The sequence below is a fragment of the Acinetobacter legionensis genome (genome assembly GCF_048552295.1).
Classification (GTDB): domain Bacteria; phylum Pseudomonadota; class Gammaproteobacteria; order Pseudomonadales; family Moraxellaceae; genus Acinetobacter.
This window is the reverse complement of the sequence record NZ_JBIMCW010000003.1, coordinates 57484-77087: the sequence shown is the minus strand read 5'-3', so window position 1 is coordinate 77087 and position 19604 is coordinate 57484. Positions and strand designations below refer to the sequence as shown.

Annotated in this window: 19 protein-coding genes; 8 read left to right on the top strand and 11 right to left on the bottom strand. The window is 38.3% G+C overall.

Translation table 11 applies throughout. The annotated features are described in order from the left end of the window. Positions 1–24: 24 nt before the first annotated feature. The 3 genes from ACG916_RS03475 to acnD form a co-directional block, all read right to left on the bottom strand. Positions 25–159 (bottom strand): zinc ribbon-containing protein, encoded by a 135-nt coding sequence (locus ACG916_RS03475; protein WP_004722968.1) that lies wholly within the window; start codon positions 157–159, stop codon positions 25–27. Between the two features lie 170 nt (positions 160–329). Further along, positions 330–533, bottom strand: coding sequence for a hypothetical protein (locus ACG916_RS03470; RefSeq protein WP_419328051.1), 204 nt, complete (start codon positions 531–533; stop codon positions 330–332). Between the two features lie 122 nt (positions 534–655). Beyond that, positions 656–3262 (bottom strand): Fe/S-dependent 2-methylisocitrate dehydratase AcnD, encoded by a 2607-nt coding sequence (gene acnD, locus ACG916_RS03465; RefSeq protein ID WP_419328052.1) that lies wholly within the window; start codon positions 3260–3262, stop codon positions 656–658. A gap of 238 nt (positions 3263–3500) precedes the next feature. Between acnD and ygfZ the strand changes: the two genes are divergently transcribed. After that, a complete protein-coding gene (gene ygfZ / locus ACG916_RS03460; RefSeq protein ID WP_419328053.1) occupies positions 3501–4223 on the top strand; it encodes a CAF17-like 4Fe-4S cluster assembly/insertion protein YgfZ in 723 nt (240 codons plus the stop codon). 249 nt (positions 4224–4472) lie between these two features. Here the strand turns inward: ygfZ and ACG916_RS03455 are convergent, their stop codons facing one another. Together ACG916_RS03455 and ACG916_RS03450 are read right to left on the bottom strand one after the other, a co-directional pair. After that, positions 4473–5657, bottom strand: a complete 1185-nt coding sequence (locus ACG916_RS03455) for a PQQ-dependent sugar dehydrogenase (RefSeq protein ID WP_419328054.1) — start codon at positions 5655–5657, stop codon at positions 4473–4475. A gap of 363 nt (positions 5658–6020) precedes the next feature. Further along, positions 6021–6266, bottom strand: a complete 246-nt coding sequence (locus ACG916_RS03450) for a hypothetical protein (protein WP_004722984.1) — start codon at positions 6264–6266, stop codon at positions 6021–6023. Between the two features lie 175 nt (positions 6267–6441). Here ACG916_RS03450 and ACG916_RS03445 point away from each other — a divergent pair, with 175 nt between their 5' ends. The 5 genes from ACG916_RS03445 to ACG916_RS03425 all read left to right on the top strand — a co-directional run bounded on the left by ACG916_RS03445 (position 6442) and on the right by ACG916_RS03425 (position 10711). Beyond that, on the top strand, positions 6442–6699 hold the full coding sequence (locus ACG916_RS03445) for a hypothetical protein (RefSeq protein WP_239046415.1): 258 nt from the start codon (positions 6442–6444) through the stop codon (positions 6697–6699). Then, positions 6696–7016: a low molecular weight protein tyrosine phosphatase family protein gene (locus tag ACG916_RS03440; protein WP_004722986.1), complete on the top strand. Its 321-nt coding sequence runs from the start codon at positions 6696–6698 to the stop codon at positions 7014–7016. The genes ACG916_RS03445 and ACG916_RS03440 overlap by 4 nt, the downstream gene beginning before the upstream one ends. Before the next feature lie 110 nt (positions 7017–7126). Continuing rightward, a complete protein-coding gene (locus ACG916_RS03435) occupies positions 7127–8866 on the top strand; it encodes a DKNYY domain-containing protein (RefSeq protein WP_419330043.1) in 1740 nt (579 codons plus the stop codon). Between the two features lie 102 nt (positions 8867–8968). Then, positions 8969–9676 (top strand): DsbC family protein, encoded by a 708-nt coding sequence (locus tag ACG916_RS03430; protein WP_419328056.1) that lies wholly within the window; start codon positions 8969–8971, stop codon positions 9674–9676. A gap of 222 nt (positions 9677–9898) precedes the next feature. Continuing rightward, positions 9899–10711, top strand: coding sequence for a tetratricopeptide repeat protein (locus ACG916_RS03425; protein ID WP_336953344.1), 813 nt, complete (start codon positions 9899–9901; stop codon positions 10709–10711). Between the two features lie 37 nt (positions 10712–10748). Here ACG916_RS03425 and ACG916_RS03420 read toward each other — a convergent pair whose 3' ends face one another. The 4 genes from ACG916_RS03420 to ACG916_RS03405 all read right to left on the bottom strand — a co-directional run bounded on the left by ACG916_RS03420 (position 10749) and on the right by ACG916_RS03405 (position 16387). Further along, positions 10749–11672: an AEC family transporter gene (locus ACG916_RS03420; RefSeq protein WP_336953345.1), complete on the bottom strand. Its 924-nt coding sequence runs from the start codon at positions 11670–11672 to the stop codon at positions 10749–10751. A gap of 110 nt (positions 11673–11782) precedes the next feature. After that, positions 11783–12910, bottom strand: a complete 1128-nt coding sequence (locus ACG916_RS03415; RefSeq protein ID WP_419328057.1) for an NADH:flavin oxidoreductase/NADH oxidase — start codon at positions 12908–12910, stop codon at positions 11783–11785. Between the two features lie 19 nt (positions 12911–12929). Then, positions 12930–15068, bottom strand: a complete 2139-nt coding sequence (locus ACG916_RS03410; protein WP_419328058.1) for a TonB-dependent receptor domain-containing protein — start codon at positions 15066–15068, stop codon at positions 12930–12932. 20 nt (positions 15069–15088) lie between these two features. Then, a complete protein-coding gene (locus ACG916_RS03405; RefSeq protein ID WP_419328059.1) occupies positions 15089–16387 on the bottom strand; it encodes a carbohydrate porin in 1299 nt (432 codons plus the stop codon). Between the two features lie 389 nt (positions 16388–16776). Between ACG916_RS03405 and mutM the strand changes: the two genes are divergently transcribed. Both mutM and ACG916_RS03395 read left to right on the top strand, forming a co-directional pair. Further along, positions 16777–17628 carry a bifunctional DNA-formamidopyrimidine glycosylase/DNA-(apurinic or apyrimidinic site) lyase gene (gene mutM, locus ACG916_RS03400; protein WP_336953349.1) on the top strand — a complete coding sequence of 284 codons (852 nt, stop codon included), beginning with the start codon at positions 16777–16779 and terminating at the stop codon, positions 17626–17628. Beyond that, positions 17625–17909: a peptidylprolyl isomerase gene (locus ACG916_RS03395; protein ID WP_004819160.1), complete on the top strand. Its 285-nt coding sequence runs from the start codon at positions 17625–17627 to the stop codon at positions 17907–17909. The genes mutM and ACG916_RS03395 overlap by 4 nt, the downstream gene beginning before the upstream one ends. On the opposite strand, the gene ACG916_RS03390 is transcribed toward ACG916_RS03395, so the two are convergent. Together ACG916_RS03390 and ACG916_RS03385 are read right to left on the bottom strand one after the other, a co-directional pair. Then, a complete protein-coding gene (locus tag ACG916_RS03390) occupies positions 17906–18823 on the bottom strand; it encodes a hypothetical protein (protein WP_419328060.1) in 918 nt (305 codons plus the stop codon). The two genes, ACG916_RS03395 and ACG916_RS03390, sit on opposite strands and share 4 nt — an antisense overlap. An 11-nt stretch (positions 18824–18834) precedes the next feature. Then, positions 18835–19473 carry a hypothetical protein gene (locus ACG916_RS03385; RefSeq protein ID WP_336953351.1) on the bottom strand — a complete coding sequence of 213 codons (639 nt, stop codon included), beginning with the start codon at positions 19471–19473 and terminating at the stop codon, positions 18835–18837. Positions 19474–19604: the final 131 nt, after the last annotated feature.

Below are 19604 nucleotides of genomic sequence, written 5' to 3'. Positions count from 1 at the left end.
TTTTATCTGTGCGGCTTAGCAATCTTATTTTTTAAATTGATTGCCAAGGCATTTGGTACACTGGGGTAAACGATCTGTACCAATTTCTAAGTAAGTGCGATGTCCGCATTGGACACAAAAATAGAAGCCTGTTCCGGGTTTTTCGCCAGCAGTAACCATTTTTGTTCTCCATAGGTTTTAGAAATGGTGAATAAAGTATAGCCATATTTTGATGTATGTCTACTGTCTATTTCTAAAAATGATGGTGTCATTTTTGCAAGAAATGATTTCAAAAGAGAAATTTATGGTTTTTGAGAGCTACTGCTTAATCATTAAATAGCGCAAACCATTTAAAGCTCTTCTCTTTCTTGAGGTGGTTCATCTGTTCTTTCTTCCTCATAAAAATCATCAGGCATCTGTGACAATACGTTTAAAAGACGCTCAGCTGTGATTGATTCATCAGAATTTACCGTATCACTTTGAGTTTTTCGTAATAAAGACATTTTATTCCCCAAATAAAAACCCCACTGAACAGTAGGGATTTTTTTCAACAATTTCAATTCCTTTTTTCCTTAATCGCCCCCCCTGCGAAGTAATACTTCTCATCTTTAAAAAGAGAAGAACTCCCTCCTTTTTCAAAGGAGGGTTGGGGGAGGATTTAAAGAATAGAATTCAATTAAGCCACTTGCCCTTCCAAGAAATCCTGTGCAAAGCGTTGTAATACCCCACCCGCTTCATACACATGCACTTCTTCTTCAGTATCCAAACGACAAGTTACAGGAACTTCAATCACTTCATTCTTACCATCAACCGTGGCACGCTCAATCACCAAAGTTAAGTCTGTACGTGGTGCAATATTGCCAATCACACTATACAGCTCAGTACCATCAAGCTTTAAGGTTTTACGGTCAGTGCCCGCTTTAAACTCAAGTGGTAACACCCCCATACCAACAAGGTTAGTACGGTGGATACGCTCAAAGCCTTCAGCCACAATCGCTTCAACCCCAGCAAGACGAACACCTTTCGCAGCCCAGTCACGGCTAGAGCCTTGACCATAATCCTTACCAGCAATGATGATCAGTGGTTGCTTACGATTCATATAAATCTCAATTGCTTCCCACATACGCATCACTTCGCCTTCTGGCTCAACACGCGCTTTAGAACCTTGCTTAATGGTACCGTCAGAACGAACCACCATTTCATTAAACAGTTTTGGGTTGGCAAAAGTTGCACGTTGCGCGGTCAAATGGTCACCACGATGCGTTGCATACGAGTTAAAGTCTTCTTCAGGTACGCCCATTTTATGCAGATATTCACCCGCTGCCGAATCCATCATAATTGCATTCGATGGTGATAAATGATCCGTGGTGATGTTGTCAGGTAAGATTGCAAGTGGACGCATATTTGACAATGTACGTGGTGCAGCCAAAGCCCCTTCCCAATACGGTGGACGGCGAATATAAGTACTTTGCGGACGCCAATCGTATAACGGGCTTTCTGATTTTTCTGTCACACCCAAATCAAACATCGGGATATACACTTTACGGAACTGTTCTGGTTTTACAGACTCTTTAACCAACGCATCAATTTCAGCATCAGATGGCCAAACGTCTTTTAGATAAACTGGATTACCGTCTTTGTCATTGCCCAATGAATCCGTTTCAATATCAAAACGAATTGTGCCTGCAATTGCATAAGCCACCACCAACGGGGGTGAAGCCAAGAATGCTTGTTTTGCATAAGGATGAATACGACCATCAAAGTTACGGTTACCTGAAAGTACCGCAGTGGCATACAAATCACGATCAATAATTTCTTGCTGAATCTTTGGATCTAAAGCACCAGACATACCGTTACACGTCGTACATGCGTAGGCCACGATACCAAAACCAAGCTTTTCTAAATCCTCAAGTACGCCAGCTTCTTCAAGGTAAAGTGCAGCAGCTTTAGAACCTGGTGCAAATGATGATTTCACCCAAGGTTTACGCACTAAGCCCAATTCATTTGCTTTACGCGCCAACAAACCCGCAGCAACTGTATTACGAGGGTTTGAGGTATTGGTACAAGAGGTAATCGCGGCAATAATGATTGCACCATCAGGCATTAAACCATCAGTACGGTTTTCAACCACGCCTGCAATACCTTTTTCTTTTAAATCTGCTGTTGATACACGTGCATGTGGGTTTGATGGACCTGCAATATTACGTGTTACGGTTGAAAGATCGAAACGAAGTACCCGAGGGTATTCTGCTTGTTGCATATCTGATGCCCAAAGACCAATTTCTTTGGCATAACTTTCTACCAATTTGATTTGGTCTGATTCACGACCAGTCAAGGTTAAATAATCAATGGTGTTCTGGTCGATATAGAACATTGCCGCAGTTGCGCCATATTCTGGAGTCATATTGGAAATCGTTGCACGATCTCCTACAGACATACTGTCCGCACCTTCACCAAAGAATTCTAAATATGCACCCACTACACGTTCTTTACGCAAGAATTCTGTCAGCGCTAAAACGATATCTGTTGCCGTGATACCAGCTTTACGCTGTCCCACCAATTCCACACCAATTATGTCTGGAAGACGCATCCAAGATGCACGACCCAGCATGACATTTTCAGCTTCCAAACCACCAACACCGATAGAAATTACACCCAACGCATCTGTATGTGGCGTATGTGAATCGGTACCGACACAAGTATCTGGAAATGCGATACCTTCACGGTTTTGAATCACTGGAGACATTTTCTCCAAGTTGATTTGGTGCATGATGCCATTCCCTGCTGGGATCACATCGACATTTTCAAACGCTGTTTTGGTCCATTCAATAAAGTGAAAACGGTCTTCATTACGACGGTCTTCTACAGCACGGTTTTTTTCAAATGCATCTGGATCAAAGCCACCGTATTCCACCGCCAATGAGTGGTCAACGATCAACTGTGTTGGTACAACAGGATTAACTTTAGCAGGGTCACCGCCTTGATCTGCAATCGCATCACGTAAACCTGCAAGGTCGACTAATGCCGTCTGTCCAAGGATGTCGTGACATACCACACGTGCTGGATACCAAGGGAAATCATGGTCTTGTTTACGATTAATCAGTTCTCTTAAAGACTGTTCGAGAATGGCTGGATCACAACGGCGTACCAGCTGTTCAGCCAAGACTTTTGAAGTGTATGGAAGTTTTGCATATGCGCCTTGCTGGATGTCTTCTACGGCTTGACGCACATCGAAGTATTCGAGCTGGGTACCTTGCAGTGGTTTACGATAGTTGTTATTCATTAGTTTTGTGCCTCTTGCATCATTTTGTACTGCGTGTCTAATGATTGGCATAGTACACTGTCGAAAACCCATTTCCCAAATCGTTTATATTTCATACACTTAGATATAAAAACAGGGGTTTTTGAAATATTTAGTAACAACTTCATTAAAATATTTGCACTAAATCTGCTTTTTTTTGAAAAATAGCGGAAAATAACATTAATTCTTTAGTATTAGATTTAAGATAAGCGAGCAATTCATGAGCGATCTAGCTTTCTCCTCATTTACCTTGATTGGTGTTGATGCAATCAAATTTCTACAAGGTCAAGTGACTGTAAACGTTGAAGCTTTGGCTGAAAATATCACCCAATACACTGCGATTTGTGATCTTAAAGGTCGTATCCATTTTGGCTTATGGCTTAAAAAAATTAATCCTGAACATTTAGAGATTGTTACGACTCAAGATCAAGCCGAAGAATTTGCCAAACATATTAAAAAATACGGCGCTTTTTCTAAAATGAAGCTTGAAGAAACTGGACAAGTTTTTCCAACATTGAATGGTTCAACGACTGATTTTTCTGCTACAGAAACCAATATTTCAGTATGGCAAATCGCTGCAATTCAAACTGGTCAGGCTTATATAAATCAAGCTATTGAACATGTATTTCAACCACAAGAATTACGCTTACACCAACGTGAAGGAATTAATTATGACAAAGGCTGTTATCTTGGTCAGGAAGTGATTGCACGCCTCTGGTTTAAGGCAAAACCAAAAGCATGGTTACATGTCATTCAAGGTACAGGTTCTGCCCCTGCTCAAGCTGAACAATTGAATAAAGGTGTTCAAGTGGTAAATAGTGCAGCATTTGAAAATGGTTATATTGCGCTTGTGGTTGCCCGTCCTGATGCTTTAGAAGAGTTAGATGTGACTGTTTTAGCATTACCTGAAAGCTTAAGTGGTGATGTGGCGAGACCGCAGTAATTTCTCAAAATTGTCTACAATAATAAACCTACAACCTTGTAGGTTTATTTAGAGAATAAAATGATTGAGTCAATCAAAACAACTTTAACATTAGCAATTGGTTAGCTTCATTTTCATAGATGAATACTTTCCGGTCTAATACTGCTTCCAAAGATTTATCGACAATTTATATTTTTACTTTCACCTGAATTTTTTATTCTCAGCCATGTTCTTTTAACTAACGCCTAAATTTTTAGAAAAGTTCAAAATTTAGGAAGATGCTTTTTGCCGAACATAATAAATCACACCGCTCTTATCATCAGAGAAATAAAATGAATTTTCATCTACTCGATAAATATCACAAGGGCGACCATAGATATTTTTGCCCACTAAAAAACCATCCATAAATGTCTGTAGTTTTTGCCCTTTACGCATAATGACAATTTTATAGCCATGACCAATTGTGGCATCGGTAGAACCATGTAAAGCAACTAAAAAAGAATTTTTGATGGTGTCATCCGTATCGGGATGATCAAAATAGTCAAAACCAAGTGCAGATGAATGCGCTGGGAAATAGGCATAAGGAGGCAATACATTTTTGCAAGCTGACGGACGTTTAAATTTTGGATCTGCCAAAATTTTTCCATTCGACGAATAACATGAAGCCCAGCCATAATCTGCATCACGTTTGAGTGCATAAAAAGTTTCATCAGGCTTATTTTTACCCAAATGATCCACACCTTGATTGGTGGCAAATAAAAAATTACCAACCCATTTCAAACCGACTGCATTGCGTAAACCTGTAGCAAAAATCTTTTGTTGCGAACCATCGGGATTCATTTCTAATACTGTTGCCCGAACTTTTTCTTTCTCGGTACAAGCATTGCAGCTTGAGCCGACAGAAACATAAATTTTCCCGTTCCCACCCACAGCAATTGTTCGCGTTAGATGCCAACCACCATATTTATAACTTAAACCGTAGTCAGGAAAAGTTACTAAAACTTCGGCTTTATCGGTTGGTTTAATTTCACCTTTGGTAAATTTTCGTCGGGTCAGTTGATTAGTTTCCGCTAAATACAACCAATCTTGTCCTGAAGAATCTGTATAAAATTGAACTGAATTAGGATTCTTCAACCCCGTCATATAAGGAATAATTTTGCCGAATTTTCCCGTTTCAGGGTTCCATTCATCCAAAATATAAACGATGCCTTTTTTATTATCAGTCAAATCGTGCATATCTGTTACAAACATTCTGCCATCAGGAGCTTTGCTAAAAAAACGAACTCGCTTTAAGCCCTCAGCCGCTGGAATAATTTCGTAATTTGCTGGAAGATTTAAAGAAAAGCGCTTCCCATTTTTTAACTTAACCTGCTGAGGCACAAGATTTGGCTGTTGAGCTAAAATCCCCATTGAACAAACTAAACTTATGAATAAGATTGACAGTACTTTCATCATAGATACGTCTCGATTAATCTTAGGAAAAACAGCCTTCTTTTTTATATTATATAACTTGAAGCACGAGTATATAGTCAAATAATTTTGCTAGAAAAATACAAAGATCATCTAGATACAAGCCATTGTTTTATATTGTTTTTAGCCAAGCTCCGAATGTATCCTTGCAGTGGATTAAAGCATTCACTCTCATTCTACGGCACACAGCGCATCAAAAAACAGAACTAAGAAAATAAACAATGACAACATCAAAAGTTATTACTTTAGAAAGCCCTAACCACCATCAATACAGAGGTAGAGGGCTCATCCAAGTGCTTAAAATATTTTTATAGCCCAATTGAACAGTTCACTAATTTTCAATGGATATTAAAACCCATGAAATAATTTATTCATGTCTTTACACAAATAATCCTTAAAATGAAATGCTCGTGCATGTTTTGCATCAAACTTTGCCGTCTGACCATCCTTTTCAAAAATATAAACACGGTCATCCTTACTGACAAGAAACTCACCACCCAGTTTGATCAACAAAGCATCTATCTTATCTTCATCAGCAATACTGTCATCTTGGCTGACTTTGTCATAATTACGTCTAATGCCTTTAATAAACATCATCTACTCGCACGTTCTATTTAGCCAGAATTATACCCTTTTCATTGCCTTTAAAATGGCTCTAAATAAACATTATCAAAATCATTCAGCTTGTTTAACCCGATAAATACTTATAAAATAGCCCAATCATGTGTTATCGCGGCTGCTGAACCCGATCAACTCATGAGTTTTATCTATGGACATTACACAACAATATTTTGAAAATGAATTAAACCGCAATCGCGCTTGGAGACGTAAGGTAAATTATTTACACCGTGGTCGAGATTGCAGACATACTTCAACCCTTTGGAAACCAGAAAAAGACTGGAAATTACTTTGGAACAGATCGTTAAAAAGATCTCGCTCGAAACAATTAAGAATTGAATATCCACGTATTTCTTCTGCCAAAAGACGAAAACAAGCACAATATGATTTTTGGAAGACTGCTGATTGAATACCCTTTTTATTTGTAGTCGTAACCAATGGCGTAGCCCCACTGCCGAGCGTGTCTTTGCAGTGGGCTATGGCATTTCCACACGTTCCGCTGGAACAAGTAAACACGCCAAACATCGTATTTCTGTCAAAGATATTGCTTGGGCAGATATGATTTTTGTCATGGAGCAAAAACATAAACAAAATATCAAAGAGAAATTCCCCAACCAGTTACAACATAAAAAAGTCATGGTATTGGATATTCCAGACGATTATCACTATATGGATGAAGAGTTAATTGAAATTTTAACAGAGGCTATGCAACCCTATTTGCCTTAAATGCTAAAGTCGTTGCCATCAATCTGTATGACCAATTCATAATCAAAATGATGACGAAACAACCTTAAATTGCCATAACTCAACCCGATCAATATTTAACAATAAAATAAATGATGCAGAATCCACTAAAAGTATTTTCTATCCTTAAAACCTTCATGCTTATCTTAGTGATATGCGCGCTTCTGTTCAGCTTTAGTTTTATATTTAGATTTTCTGACTCAAATTCAGATGAGATTCCTTTTACTGCGACTACAGAAAAACTTGGGATATTTGAAAAATATAACAACCAAATCTATGCCGCTGTACCCAGCAATGGTGATTATTTGATCCCAGAAGCAGATATTCAAAGTTTTTATTTACCCAATGATAATTACCAATACCGACAACTAGGTGCAGATAAACTACATGTCTATTGTGGCAATATCATCCTAAAAGGTGTGCAACCTCAACAGGTGAAGACCATTGGCGATGGTTATTTTACTGCTGGAAAAGACACTTGGTATTGCTCCCCCTCCACCGAACGAAATAAAGATTTAAGTGCGCTTCGAGAAGTATGGCAAATCATGCAACAAAATTTTGCCCTAGCTTCAAAACCACAAAGTTATCTCCACCCCTATTTTAAACTTGGATCAGGCAATCTGCCTTATCGTGTCAATTCCGGAAATGATACGGCAAGTAATGGGACATTCACCTATTTTCAAGGGAAATTACTTTCAGGAGCCAATCCAGACCAACTCAAACTTGTCTTAGGTGAACGTAACTATGCCTATCGAGCGGATGGAAAAAACGTCTATTACAATAACACCCTGCTCGATTTAAAAGACAATGGAAAGCTTTATAGTATTGAAATAGACGGTTTAAATAACCAATATTATTTGCTCAATCCTGTCGATGGTATGGTCTATGTCAACGAATTTGCCTTTGATCCTCAATATGCGCCTTATCATCTCTTAAGCAAACATGGCGATCATATTAACCATGCTTTGTTTTATAACGACACAGGGATTTATTATTTTGATCTGAATAAGAAAAAAATGCGTCGCGCAGGTGATAGTCCATTTTTAGGCAAAGCATTTAAAGAAATCGCACCGCTGATTTTTTCTGATGGCACACAGCTTCTCTATCTACAAGCCAGTGAATATCGCAGCAATAAAGGATCAGCCTCTTCCAAATCCACCCATATTCTAAAATTAGCTGAACCACTTCATTCCTCATGGCAAAAACTTGGGGATGTAAATTACAACTATGGCAGTGTATGGAAAAATGGCAATGCGTTTTACTATTTTGATCAGTTAGGAAATAGCCAACTGGTTAAGGCCACGATTTATCATATTCGCGACCCACAAACGATTCAAAATTTACTGAGAACTCAACCACGCACTGACGATATTCGACAATGGATTGATGAGCAAAAGATTGTTGAAGCCAAACACACAGAATTGCTCGAAGTAGAGACAACTAACCGCTCAGACAAATATTGGGGTTTGTTTGTTCCGATCATTTTCGTAGCCTTTTTGAGTATGCTGATGTGGATATTTAAACGGTTTAATTTAAATTTTGCCCCATTTTATATACGTAACCATAAACTGATCGTCAGTAATTTGATGATGACCTCGTACCCTTTAGATCAGATCACATGCGTTGAATTTAGTACCCGTATGACAATAGCGAATGGAGCTTATATTGGGCACTTTCAAATTTTACAGCGTAATGGAAAACGCAGCAGAATCTTTAATTTTAGTACGCAATTACGCTTACGGAGTGACTCACAAGTAGAATTAAATCAATATATCCAACAACTCAGAAATGAGTTAACACGCCATGGTATCCAGAATACAATACGAAATTAAGCGTGGTATCAACTGAATATCGCATTGGCAATTACATGATCTCAATATATTTTTGATCTTTATTGAGTGCACAATATCCACATTATTATTTTGAGCTTTAACATGAAAATCTGGTTATCTCTTCTGACTTTGGGTCTTTTTACCTTTTCTTCTGCACATGCAGATATTCAGACTTTACAGCAAAACTTAAAAACCAAATATCCTGAGATTCAGGTGAAATCGGTACAAAACTCACCAATTAAAGATGTTTATGAAGTCTATATGGGTGGGCGTATTGTTTATACCAATGAAGAAGCAAAATATTTCTTTGTCGGCAATTTAATTGATCTTAAAGAACAAAAAAATCTGACTGAAGAACGTATGCAAGCGCTAAAAAGTATTGATGTAAAATCATTACCTTTGAAACAAGCCATTAAGCATGTCAAAGGTAAAGGTGAACGTGTAATCTACGTATTTAGTGATCCTGACTGTCCATATTGCCAACATCTTGAAAAAGAATTAAAAAATATCGACAACTTAACCGTTTACTTATTTTTATACCCAATTACCCGTTTACATCCAAATGCTGAAAGTATTTCACAGCAAATCTGGTGCTCTAAAAACCAGTACCAAGCGTGGGAAGACTATTTAATTGATAAGAAACAACCGACTTCAAACAAGTTATGTACGAACCCAATTGAGAAAAATATTGCTTTAGCAAAATCACTCGAAGTCGATGGTACACCAACATTCTTCTTACAAGATGGCACCCGTATTTCAGGGGCACGTGAAGCAGGCGAAATTGAATTACTCCTCAAAGCAGTAAAATAACAGCCCACAGCCTAGAGAATAAAAAATTTCTCTAGGCTTTAATGTTGTTAAAATATCCTTAATTCTTTCTTATTTATAAATAAATTAAAATTTAAATACACTAACTTATACAATAGGCATGTTTACATTTATAATTTTCAAATTATGATAAAAACGTCCTCAACAATGTTCTCACACCATAAATGGAATTATGTTGAAATTAAAACAAGGTATATCGTCAAAATGAAAAAAATTCTATTCGCTACACTACTCAGCTTTTCATGTATTTCTGCATTTGCAGCAGATACAGCTAAAGCGAACATTGACCCTACATTTGCCAAAGCACAAGAGCTAATTCAAGCAAAAAACTATCCTGCGGCGTATCAAGAACTTGAACGTCTTGCAAAGGCTGGCAATGCGCAAGCATTATATAACTTAGGCTATTTAACCCAAACGGGACAAGGTACAACCAAAGACGATAAGAAAGCTTTGAAATATTATCAAGATGCTTCAGCAAAAGGCTATTCTGTTGCAAGCTATGTCTTGGCGCAAAGCTATGCAGTAGGTCAATTGGGCTTAGCCAAAGATGAAAAGAAAGTCCGTGAATACTTAGAGAAGTCCTCTGCTCAAGGATTTGATGATGCTACCGTGGAATTGGCTGTTTTATTATTTTCTGAAGGTACACCTGCATCTGATAAACTCGGCTTACAAAAACTTGATCCTTTAGTGAAAAAAGATTTTGCACCTGCAATTCATGCGAAAGCGCTGTATGACATCACCGATGGCTTAAAGAAAAAAAATGCATCAGCAGTTAATCAAGGTTTAAAATCAATCCAAGATTTAGCTAAAAAAGGATATATTCCAGCATTGATGGCTGTCGGAAATATGCTGACCAATGGCAATATCATTGATCAAAATCTGCCAGAAGCACAAAAGATTTTCTCAGAACTTGCTAAAAATAATGTGCCTAAGGCAAAAGAGTCTTTGGATGTTGTAAACAAACTAATTGCTGAAAAAGGCAAAACACCTGCTCCCAAAGCACCAGCAAAAAAATAAGCAGTTCTTAAAAAATACTCTCGCAAGAGAGTATTTTTTACCACCAAACACCAATCAAAACACTCACCACAATAAAACTCAGTAAAGTACTAATCATCAATGGTGTCAGTGCTTTTTCATTTAAACCATAGACTTGCCCAAAAATTCCAAATATAGAGGGCATAGGCAAAGCAGCAATCAAGGTACCTGCATAAATCATCTTTTGATCCAAGTCGGTTAAATGAGTCAAGCCTAAATAGACCAATATCGGCATACAGATATTTTTAGAAACCACCAAATAAATGGTTTGTAGATTAAGTGATTGAATCGTAATCCCAACCATTCCACCACCAATAATAAATAACGCTAAAGGTGAGGCAGTCTGACCTAACAAGGCAAATACTTGGTCTAATACATGTGGAATTTGAATTTCGAAGATCGCACAGCTCATGCCAATCATCACTGACAAGAACAATGGATTTTTTAATAAAGTCAGAAATGTTGTTTTTAAAATAGCGGCTAAATTGGCTTGTCTTTGTCGCCCTATTTCTGCCAAGGTTAACATCAGCGGTACAAGAAATACGCTTTCAATGATAACAATCAGTGAAATATAAATCATGGCTTCACTACCCATCAGCAAAGTCAAAATTGCTGCGCCCAGTAACCCAGTATTGGACATTGATGCGCCAAGTGAAAACACAGAAGCATGGGTAAAATGATTGTTAAAAAGCTTTTGCCCTAAAATAAAGGCCAAAATAAATAGAGTAAAAGTAACCCCTGTATAAACAAAGAAATAGGCAGGATACCAAATCTCATGTAAATCTTTTGCAGCCAGTGCATGAAGTAATAAAGCAGGCAATGCAATTTTGATTACAAAAGCACCAATTGCAGTAATTTGCTCTTTAGAGATCAATTGGATTTTGACAGATATAAAACCCAAAAATAACAGGAAAAATACTGGAAAAATTACCGAAAAAATCATTCAAGCCGTTCCTTTTCCAGATCATACAAATAAAGATATATCCTAGAATATATCTTTATTAAGTTTAAATACGTTTAAAGAATAATGAGTGAATCAAAACTGTTATGCCATCAATATGCTGAGAACAGATCTTTGATTCCATGCGGCTGACAACGTAAATATTGTGGTGCAATCGAGATTTTTGCACCCAATTTTGCTGCAGCATGCCAAGGCCAGCGTGGGTCATATAAAATCGCTCTTGCCAATGCAATTGCATCTGCTTCAGCATCTTGAAGAATCTGTTCAGCTTGCTCAGCTTCGGTAATTAAGCCCACTGTTATTACAGGAATATTCACCTGCTTTTTAATCGCATTTGCAAAAGGCACTTGGTAATTTGCAGCCACTTTAATATCTTGTTGAATATGCAATCCCGCAGAAGATACATGGATATAAGCAGCACCAAGTTGCGCTAAAGCTTTTGATAAGCCAATGCTTGATTCAACATTCCAGCTATTTTCTGCATCCATCCAGTCAGTTGCAGAAATACGTACACCTACAGGGTAGTCAGTTGGCACAACTGCTCGAATGGCTTGAAAAACTTCTAATGTAAAACGAATACGATTTTCAAAACTTCCACCATATTCATCAGTTCGCTGGTTAGACAGTGGTGACATAAATTGATGTAGTAAATACCCATGCGCCGCATGAATTTCAATCAATGAAAAACCAGCATCTACTGCACGAATCGCCGCTTGCGCAAAGTCTTGAATAATTGTTTTAATTTCATCAATGGTTAATTCATGCGGTGCAATATCATTCGGGCTAAAAGCAATACCGCTGGCTGATACAGTTTGCCATCCGTGTTCATGGTCAGGCGCAATCTGACCTTTCCCCTGCTTCACCAACCAAGGCTTTTCAGTCGAAGCTTTACGACCTGCATGCGCAAGCTGAATAGCAAAAGGTGTTGGAGCAATGCTTTTTACCTTATTGAGTAAAGCTTTGATTTGATCTCGTTGGGTATCATTCCAAAGTCCCACATCAGCATAACTGATCCGCCCTTCGGCTTGAACCGCTGTCGCCTCAATAATACATAAGCTCGCACCTGACAAAGCGTAACTTGCCCATTGTTGTTCATGCCAATAAGTCACTTCACCCTGATCTGTTGCTGAGTATTGACACATTGGTGCAATAATAATTTTATTGCTGAGGGAGAGTGAACCAAATTGAATAGATTCAAATAACTTTGGTTGAGCAGACATAAATTATTTTCCCAATGAATTAGAACTGTTTAGTGATACTGAGTCCTGCACTCCAGTTAATACCATCAGCAGGTTCAAAGAATCGACTATTACCATCATTTACAATGACTGAACCAACATAATTTTTATCGAATAAATTATCGACTCGAGCAAAACTACGCACTTTCCAATCATTGTTTTTCCAGATATAACCGACATTCATACTGGTTACTGTATAACTTGGTGCAGTATCTGTATTGAGATCGTCTACATAGATTTTATCCATATAACGAACATCTACACCTGCGTTAAAGCCCTGCTCAGGCAACCAACCGAAAGATACAAAGGCTTGATTTTTTGCAATACCAGGAATGTAATTGCCACTTTGGATGACTTTTTTAGGATCACTGTTGGGAATGTCTGCATCAAATGTAGCATCAAGCAAGCTATAACTAGCTTGAGCCGTTAAATTCTTCCACAGCTTTTTATTCCATGACAGCTCTACACCTTGGCGCAGTGTTTTATCTGCATTTTGATAGGTTGCACGTCCATTGAGTGTCCCCGCAGAAACGATATCATCTTGAGTATTACTTTGGAAAACTGCAGCAGTAAAATTACCTAGGCGATTTTGTGCTTTTAAACCAAGCTCATAGTTATCACTGGTTGAAGGTTTAAGCGCAAAATTAATCCCTGCCGTGCCTTGTGTTGGATAGGCCATTTCGGTAAAGGTTGGTGTTTCAAAGCCTTTAGCATAACTGAGATAACTGCTGATCTCAGGAGTAATTTCCCATGTCAAAGCAGCCGATGGAAGCAATTTGTTATAATCGGTTTGACCACTATCATCGCCATTCAAACCAATAATATAGTGATCTTTTGACTCATAATGAACATTGCTATAGCGTAACCCTGTATCTAGACGTACAGTCGGCAAAAACTGCCAAGATGCCTGAAGATAAGGATCTAAATTCCATAAAGTATTTCGTTCATCACGGCGCAAGTTGCCTTTTACCCCATATTGGCCATTGGCATTAAAATTCTCATACCCTTGGCGGTCTTCATTCATTGCATCATAAGCCACGCCTACACTGATCCGTGTATTCGGTAATAAGTCTTTGCCAGTCCAACGTAAATCAGTGCCATAAAAGTCTCGTTCGAAATCAATCACCCCACCAGCATGACGTGGATTCTTTTGAGCAGAACTTGGAATGGACTGGTATTGAGTCACTTCACGATGACCAATATAAGCCATACTATAAAGCTCTTGATGATCATTCAGGGGCTTAGTCCAATTGATACCTGTTTGTGTTTGATTAATATCTTTACGAACGTCATAGATATTTTTACTGTCATTGACCTGTTTAGGATTTTGCTTCCATTGCTCGCGTGTCAAACCTTGTGGATCATCAGCGGAAATATCCACATGATTGATCAGCCAATTGATCTTAGAACCATCATCTAAGTCCCACGTGAGTTTGGCATTGCTCAACACTTTTCTTGCGGCACTGTGATCACGATAGCCATCAGTATCAAAATAAGAAGAACTGATCACATAGCTTGGTTCATTGGCTTTATCTGCACCACCTTGTAAGGTGATGTCAGCACGGCCTTTATTGTTACTTCCACCTGAATAACCTAACTCTACCGAATCACGGCCTGTTCCTTCTTTGGTCGTGGTGAGAATCGTGCCCCCAGAGGAGTTTCCATACAGTGATGAAAATGGCCCACCTAGCACTTCAATATGATCTAAACTCGTTAAATCAATATTTGAAGTTTGGCCTTGTCCGTCTGGCATCGTCGCAGGAATCCCATCGACATAAAGACGTATCCCACGGACTCCAAAAGTTGAGCGTGCGCCAAAACCGCGCATAGACAGTTGTAAGTCTTGGGCATAATTTTCACGATTATTGAGCTGTAACCCTGGGATTCCCTTGAGTGTTTCAGTGAGGTTTACCCCAATATTATTTTGATTTTGTTGTTGATCGACTCTATATACCGATGCCGGGGTATTTAATATGTTGGTATCAGAACGTGTAGCTTCAATTTTGATGGTTGGAAGTTGCTGAGTAGAATGCTGCTGAGTGGAATCTTGAGATTCCACTTCAGCATATAAGCTCTGTGTGATACATACCGTTAAGCAAAGTAGTGTTGTATTAATTTTTAGATGTTTCACTCTTTGCATAAAAGTGTCCTCGAGTTGTATTAAAAAATAATTTTAGACCCCAAGCCAACGACAAATGCATTGTCCACCTGATTGGTTGCACCAGGATGTACCACATACTGCACTAAAGGACGAAGCATGAACCATTTGGCAGGGTAATATGAGTAGTTCAACTCAACATTATACTCTGCATCTTCATTCAACTGTCTTAAATTTGTTCCTGAACGAGCACTATTCACATAGTTAGTATACCGATCGTTCAAATGTACTCGATTTACAGCTAGACCTAGAATATCGTTTGGTTGACTATCAAACAGACCATAGTATTTTAGACCAAGTTGCTGTGAATCATTTACGGCTGTCGTCGTACGATCATGAATGGTGAAGTTACCAAAACTGTGTAAACCACGTTTTCCTATCCCAGTTGAAGTCAACTGCTGTTCAAACGCAAACCAACCGCCGTATGTACGATCTTCAGCCTTAGTTCCTGCTTTATAAGCAACATCGTACTGATTTTGAGCCTCATCAGCAGTATTGTAAAGCGTACCAATACGATAACTGCCTGGTAAATCATTCACACCCTGCTTAGGTGACCACACCACTTCAGAAAGAATATTTACACCATCGGCATGCTTTGTATCCAAATTCCAGCCTTGTCGCTCTAAAGCATTATCAGGGTTGTATTCAAACACCCCCACTTGTGCAAATAGTTCAGGATTGATGTGATATTTTAAGCGTGCGCCCCATTGTGAGACTGGTGTGTTATACCAAAGCTTACCTTGCCATTTCCCCATCTGTGCTGCACAAAATGCATTGCCTTGGAAATCACAAGCCATGGTATTGAATTCAGTACCTAAACCCATACGACCTAAACGCAGGCTTAGTCCTTGATCCTTAAAATTCTTTTCTATATATAATTCGCTGAGACGGCTCCCCGAATTACCACGGCCCCAATTGGCTTGCGAGTTTGCCCACTGAGGTGCATCTGGTGCTTGGATACCTCTGAGTGAAGTACTTTCACCTTGACGTGCTGTAACTAAAGCACGAATAGCCACATCATTCCAACCCGCCAGCTTCCCCATATCTAAAGTTGTACCCAGTCCGAATTGTGTCGCAAATGTTGGCGCTTGGTGCGCATCATAACCACCCTCAGCGAGATATGAACTGTCCATGGCAATCGTGCCATCAAATTTGATTCCCTTTTCTGCAAATTCAGTCCGACTCCCATTCCAGTCACCCGTCATGGTCGAGCCATGTAAATTAAACGCATCTTCAGCTGAGGCAAAAGACATTATGCTATATACAGAGATTGCCAATAAAGGATAAGCAATTTTTTTCATGGGAAAGCCTAATCAGGAACAAAACGAATAAAGATAAACCAGCCAACTCTCAATCACTTTAACTATCTAAATTTAATAGAAAGTTCCAGCTTTAAAATGACTATTTTTCCTGAAATATCGAGATAAAAAGAATTATTTCAGCAAACAATTCACTAGAAATTTACACATTTTTTTACATATAACTATCAGATATTTTTTATCAATTGGAAAACTTTATTTTATTAATAAACTTTATATTATATAACAATGGCTTAGGAATAACATTTCAATCTTATTCAACGATCCTCTCTATAATTTCAACCTAAAGTCGTAGGCTCAACAGAACCGCCCTTTAATGCAATCCAATTCTTGCATACAATATTCAGTCCTCACACCAATGTGACAAGTACATGCCTGAATTACCAGAAGTTGAAACAACAAAAAACAGTTTACTCCCCCTGATTGACCAGAAAGTTCTTCATGTTCAAGTACGTGAGTCACGGTTACGCTGGCCAATTCCCGAAGATATTCAACAACTTCAAGGTCAGAAACTCGTTCGCTTAACACGTCGTTCAAAATATATTTTGGCAGAGTTTGAAACCCATAGCATGTTATGGCACTTGGGTATGTCAGGGAGTTTTAGAATCTGTGATGAACATGAAGCGCTTAGAAAGCATGACCATCTGATCATTCAATTTGAAGACACACAGCTGCGCTATCATGATCCCCGACGCTTTGGTTGTATCATTTGGCTGAATGAGGAAAGCCAAACAAAATTGATTGATACTTTAGGGCCTGAACCATTGAGTGATGAATTTCATGCCGAATATTTAGCAGAAAAGTTTAAAAATAAAAATGTCGGCACAAAAGTTGCAATCATGGATAATCATATTGTTGTGGGTGTAGGTAATATTTACGCAACTGAAAGCTTATTTAATTTAGGGATTCACCCTGCACAGCCTGCTTCGAGTTTGACGAAAGCGCAAATTCAAAAATTGGTCATCGAAATTAAACGAATTTTAAAGCAAGCGATTGATTTGGGTGGGTCAACCTTAAGAGACTATAGCAATGCCATGGGTGAGAATGGCTACTTTCAGCAGACCTTATTGGCTTATGGACGTGCGGGTGAGATGTGCATTAACTGTGAAACCACTTTAGAAAATTTAAAGTTAGGACAAAGAGCCAGTGTGTTTTGCCCACAATGCCAGCCATTAAAGATCGCGAAGAGCATCCCCCAAAAACCACGAGGAAAGAGTAAATGAAAACTGCAATCGTTCGACATATTCTCGTCAAAGATAAGGACTTGGCTGAACAACTCAAGAAGAAGATCCATGATGGCGCTGATTTTGCCAAAGTGGCCAAACAGCATTCCACATGTAATTCAGCAAAACGTGGTGGTGAACTGGGCGAAGTAAAAAAAGGACAGCTTGTTCCTGTGATTGATAAACTTGTATTTACCGCTGCTGAACGTGTACTTCATGGCCCAGTAAAAAGCCAATTCGGCTTTCACTTGGTTGAGATTAAATTTCGCATGGATTTTTAGTTTAAAGATTTACATTCTTGGTATGAAGTTGAAATGATATCCCCTTGTCTGGCAATTCCCATACTCGCACCTCGCTCAAAACTCATCCATGCCTTAGTAAGGGGCTGACTCGGTTGATTTATGTATCCATACAATCCTTTTCCTTGCCCTTGAATAATACAGATTGGCTGATTCATAAATAACTTCTGAGTATTTCCACTTAGAATTTGAACTGTTTGCTCTATTACTGTTTCGGAATCATCATTTCGCTCTAATGACTTAGAAATGTCTTCCGCAGACTTTATTGTCAAATGCAAAGGTTGCTCAAACACAAGCGCTTTAAAGCGTTCAGGTAATGCTTGATAAGATGGTGATGGTTCTTCATCACCTTTATAATGATGATAATCCTGAATATGACAATAAATCTTCTTAAATTGTGAACGTGCACTTCCCATCGTTTGTGACCATGACATTGAACTGGCTACATCCTCAATATCTTTAATTAAAAATGCACTCTGAGCGTTTTGCAAATATATAAAGTTTTCAAAATCTGCACTTTGATTTGCCAAGGGGTCTGACTTATTCAATTTTTCCGTTTTTAAAATGATTTGGTCATTTCGTTTTATATATTGACCCGTTTGCAATTCAATATCTGAAACTTTATCTATAGGAGAGTTCTTGACATCATCAAAACTTAATACTTCAAATCTGTTGTTTTTTATTCCAATAAAGGTATATAAACCAAATGCATAGCGACTAAAATAAATCCCTTGAACCTGATCATTAGAATCATATTGTTCACATATCGAGATCACTTGAGGGCGTATTTCTGGGCTGAACTGCTTAATAAAATTTTCATCAACTTTAACTTGGGCTTGGCATCCATAGATTAGAAAACTCGCCAAAACAATAAAAATCTGAGCTGTTCTAGTCACTTTAAACCATCCTATATTTTTGAATCAATTTGCTCAGGTTTAAACTCATGGATAAACTTCGCATAATCATCAATATATGATCTAAATGCTTCTTCGCGAGTGGTAAAGTAAAATATTTCATTACCATTTCTAACGATGGTTTCAGGAGATTTACCATTACAGTATCCTCCTGCTGAATAGACAGCAGACTTAAGCATTTGAAAACTTTGCTCAGCAAGCTGTTCATCCTTAAAAGCAAAAACCAGCAAAACAAAATCTGGGCGATATTGTTTTTCATCACCTAACTTAACTTTACTGATTGCCTTATAAGAGCGGATGCCCTCACCTTTTACTTGAATCACCCTATTCAGAGAACAATCATTTTCAGACCAAGAGCTACCACTGTCTTTTTCTATAAACTCAAAATTGGCTTTTAATAAACGTGTTTGTAGTGCCAACAGTAATGTTTCATTTTCATCTACCGAGTCGGTTTCTATAGTGACGTAGCGGGTATCTTCATTTGGCATTTCATTAAAAGTTAAACCACTAGCAGGTCGGCTTTGGTCCGCTTGCGTAGATGTTGGAGTATCAGCGGATTGCTGCTCTTTTGGATGCTCTGAACATGCATACAAACTGATAAGTATTGCCATAATCCCTATGTTTTTTTTCATCAGCCCCATCTCTATTTTCTTGCTTGCATAAAAAACGGTACTTGATCGTACCGTTTCATTCAACTCTTTTACAATGATTTAATAGCTTTATCAGGCTTTAGACATATTAAAATACTGTAATTTGAATCAAT

Excerpts from the sequence above, each read along its gene's own strand:
- ACG916_RS03475 (WP_004722968.1), bottom strand. The coding sequence starts at position 159 with ATGGTTACTGCTGGCGAAAAACCCGGAACAGGCTTCTATTTTTGTGTC.
- acnD (WP_419328052.1), bottom strand. The coding sequence starts at position 3,262 with ATGAATAACAACTATCGTAAACCACTGCAAGGTACCCAGCTCGAATAC.
- ygfZ (WP_419328053.1), top strand. The coding sequence starts at position 3,501 with ATGAGCGATCTAGCTTTCTCCTCATTTACCTTGATTGGTGTTGATGCA.
- ACG916_RS03455 (WP_419328054.1), bottom strand. The coding sequence starts at position 5,657 with ATGATGAAAGTACTGTCAATCTTATTCATAAGTTTAGTTTGTTCAATG.
- ACG916_RS03450 (WP_004722984.1), bottom strand. The coding sequence starts at position 6,266 with ATGTTTATTAAAGGCATTAGACGTAATTATGACAAAGTCAGCCAAGAT.
- ACG916_RS03445 (WP_239046415.1), top strand. The coding sequence starts at position 6,442 with ATGGACATTACACAACAATATTTTGAAAATGAATTAAACCGCAATCGC.
- ACG916_RS03435 (WP_419330043.1), top strand. The coding sequence starts at position 7,127 with ATGATGCAGAATCCACTAAAAGTATTTTCTATCCTTAAAACCTTCATG.
- ACG916_RS03430 (WP_419328056.1), top strand. The coding sequence starts at position 8,969 with ATGAAAATCTGGTTATCTCTTCTGACTTTGGGTCTTTTTACCTTTTCT.
- ACG916_RS03425 (WP_336953344.1), top strand. The coding sequence starts at position 9,899 with ATGAAAAAAATTCTATTCGCTACACTACTCAGCTTTTCATGTATTTCT.
- ACG916_RS03420 (WP_336953345.1), bottom strand. The coding sequence starts at position 11,672 with ATGATTTTTTCGGTAATTTTTCCAGTATTTTTCCTGTTATTTTTGGGT.
- ACG916_RS03415 (WP_419328057.1), bottom strand. The coding sequence starts at position 12,910 with ATGTCTGCTCAACCAAAGTTATTTGAATCTATTCAATTTGGTTCACTC.
- ACG916_RS03410 (WP_419328058.1), bottom strand. The coding sequence starts at position 15,068 with ATGCAAAGAGTGAAACATCTAAAAATTAATACAACACTACTTTGCTTA.
- ACG916_RS03405 (WP_419328059.1), bottom strand. The coding sequence starts at position 16,387 with ATGAAAAAAATTGCTTATCCTTTATTGGCAATCTCTGTATATAGCATA.
- mutM (WP_336953349.1), top strand. The coding sequence starts at position 16,777 with ATGCCTGAATTACCAGAAGTTGAAACAACAAAAAACAGTTTACTCCCC.
- ACG916_RS03395 (WP_004819160.1), top strand. The coding sequence starts at position 17,625 with ATGAAAACTGCAATCGTTCGACATATTCTCGTCAAAGATAAGGACTTG.
- ACG916_RS03385 (WP_336953351.1), bottom strand. The coding sequence starts at position 19,473 with ATGAAAAAAAACATAGGGATTATGGCAATACTTATCAGTTTGTATGCA.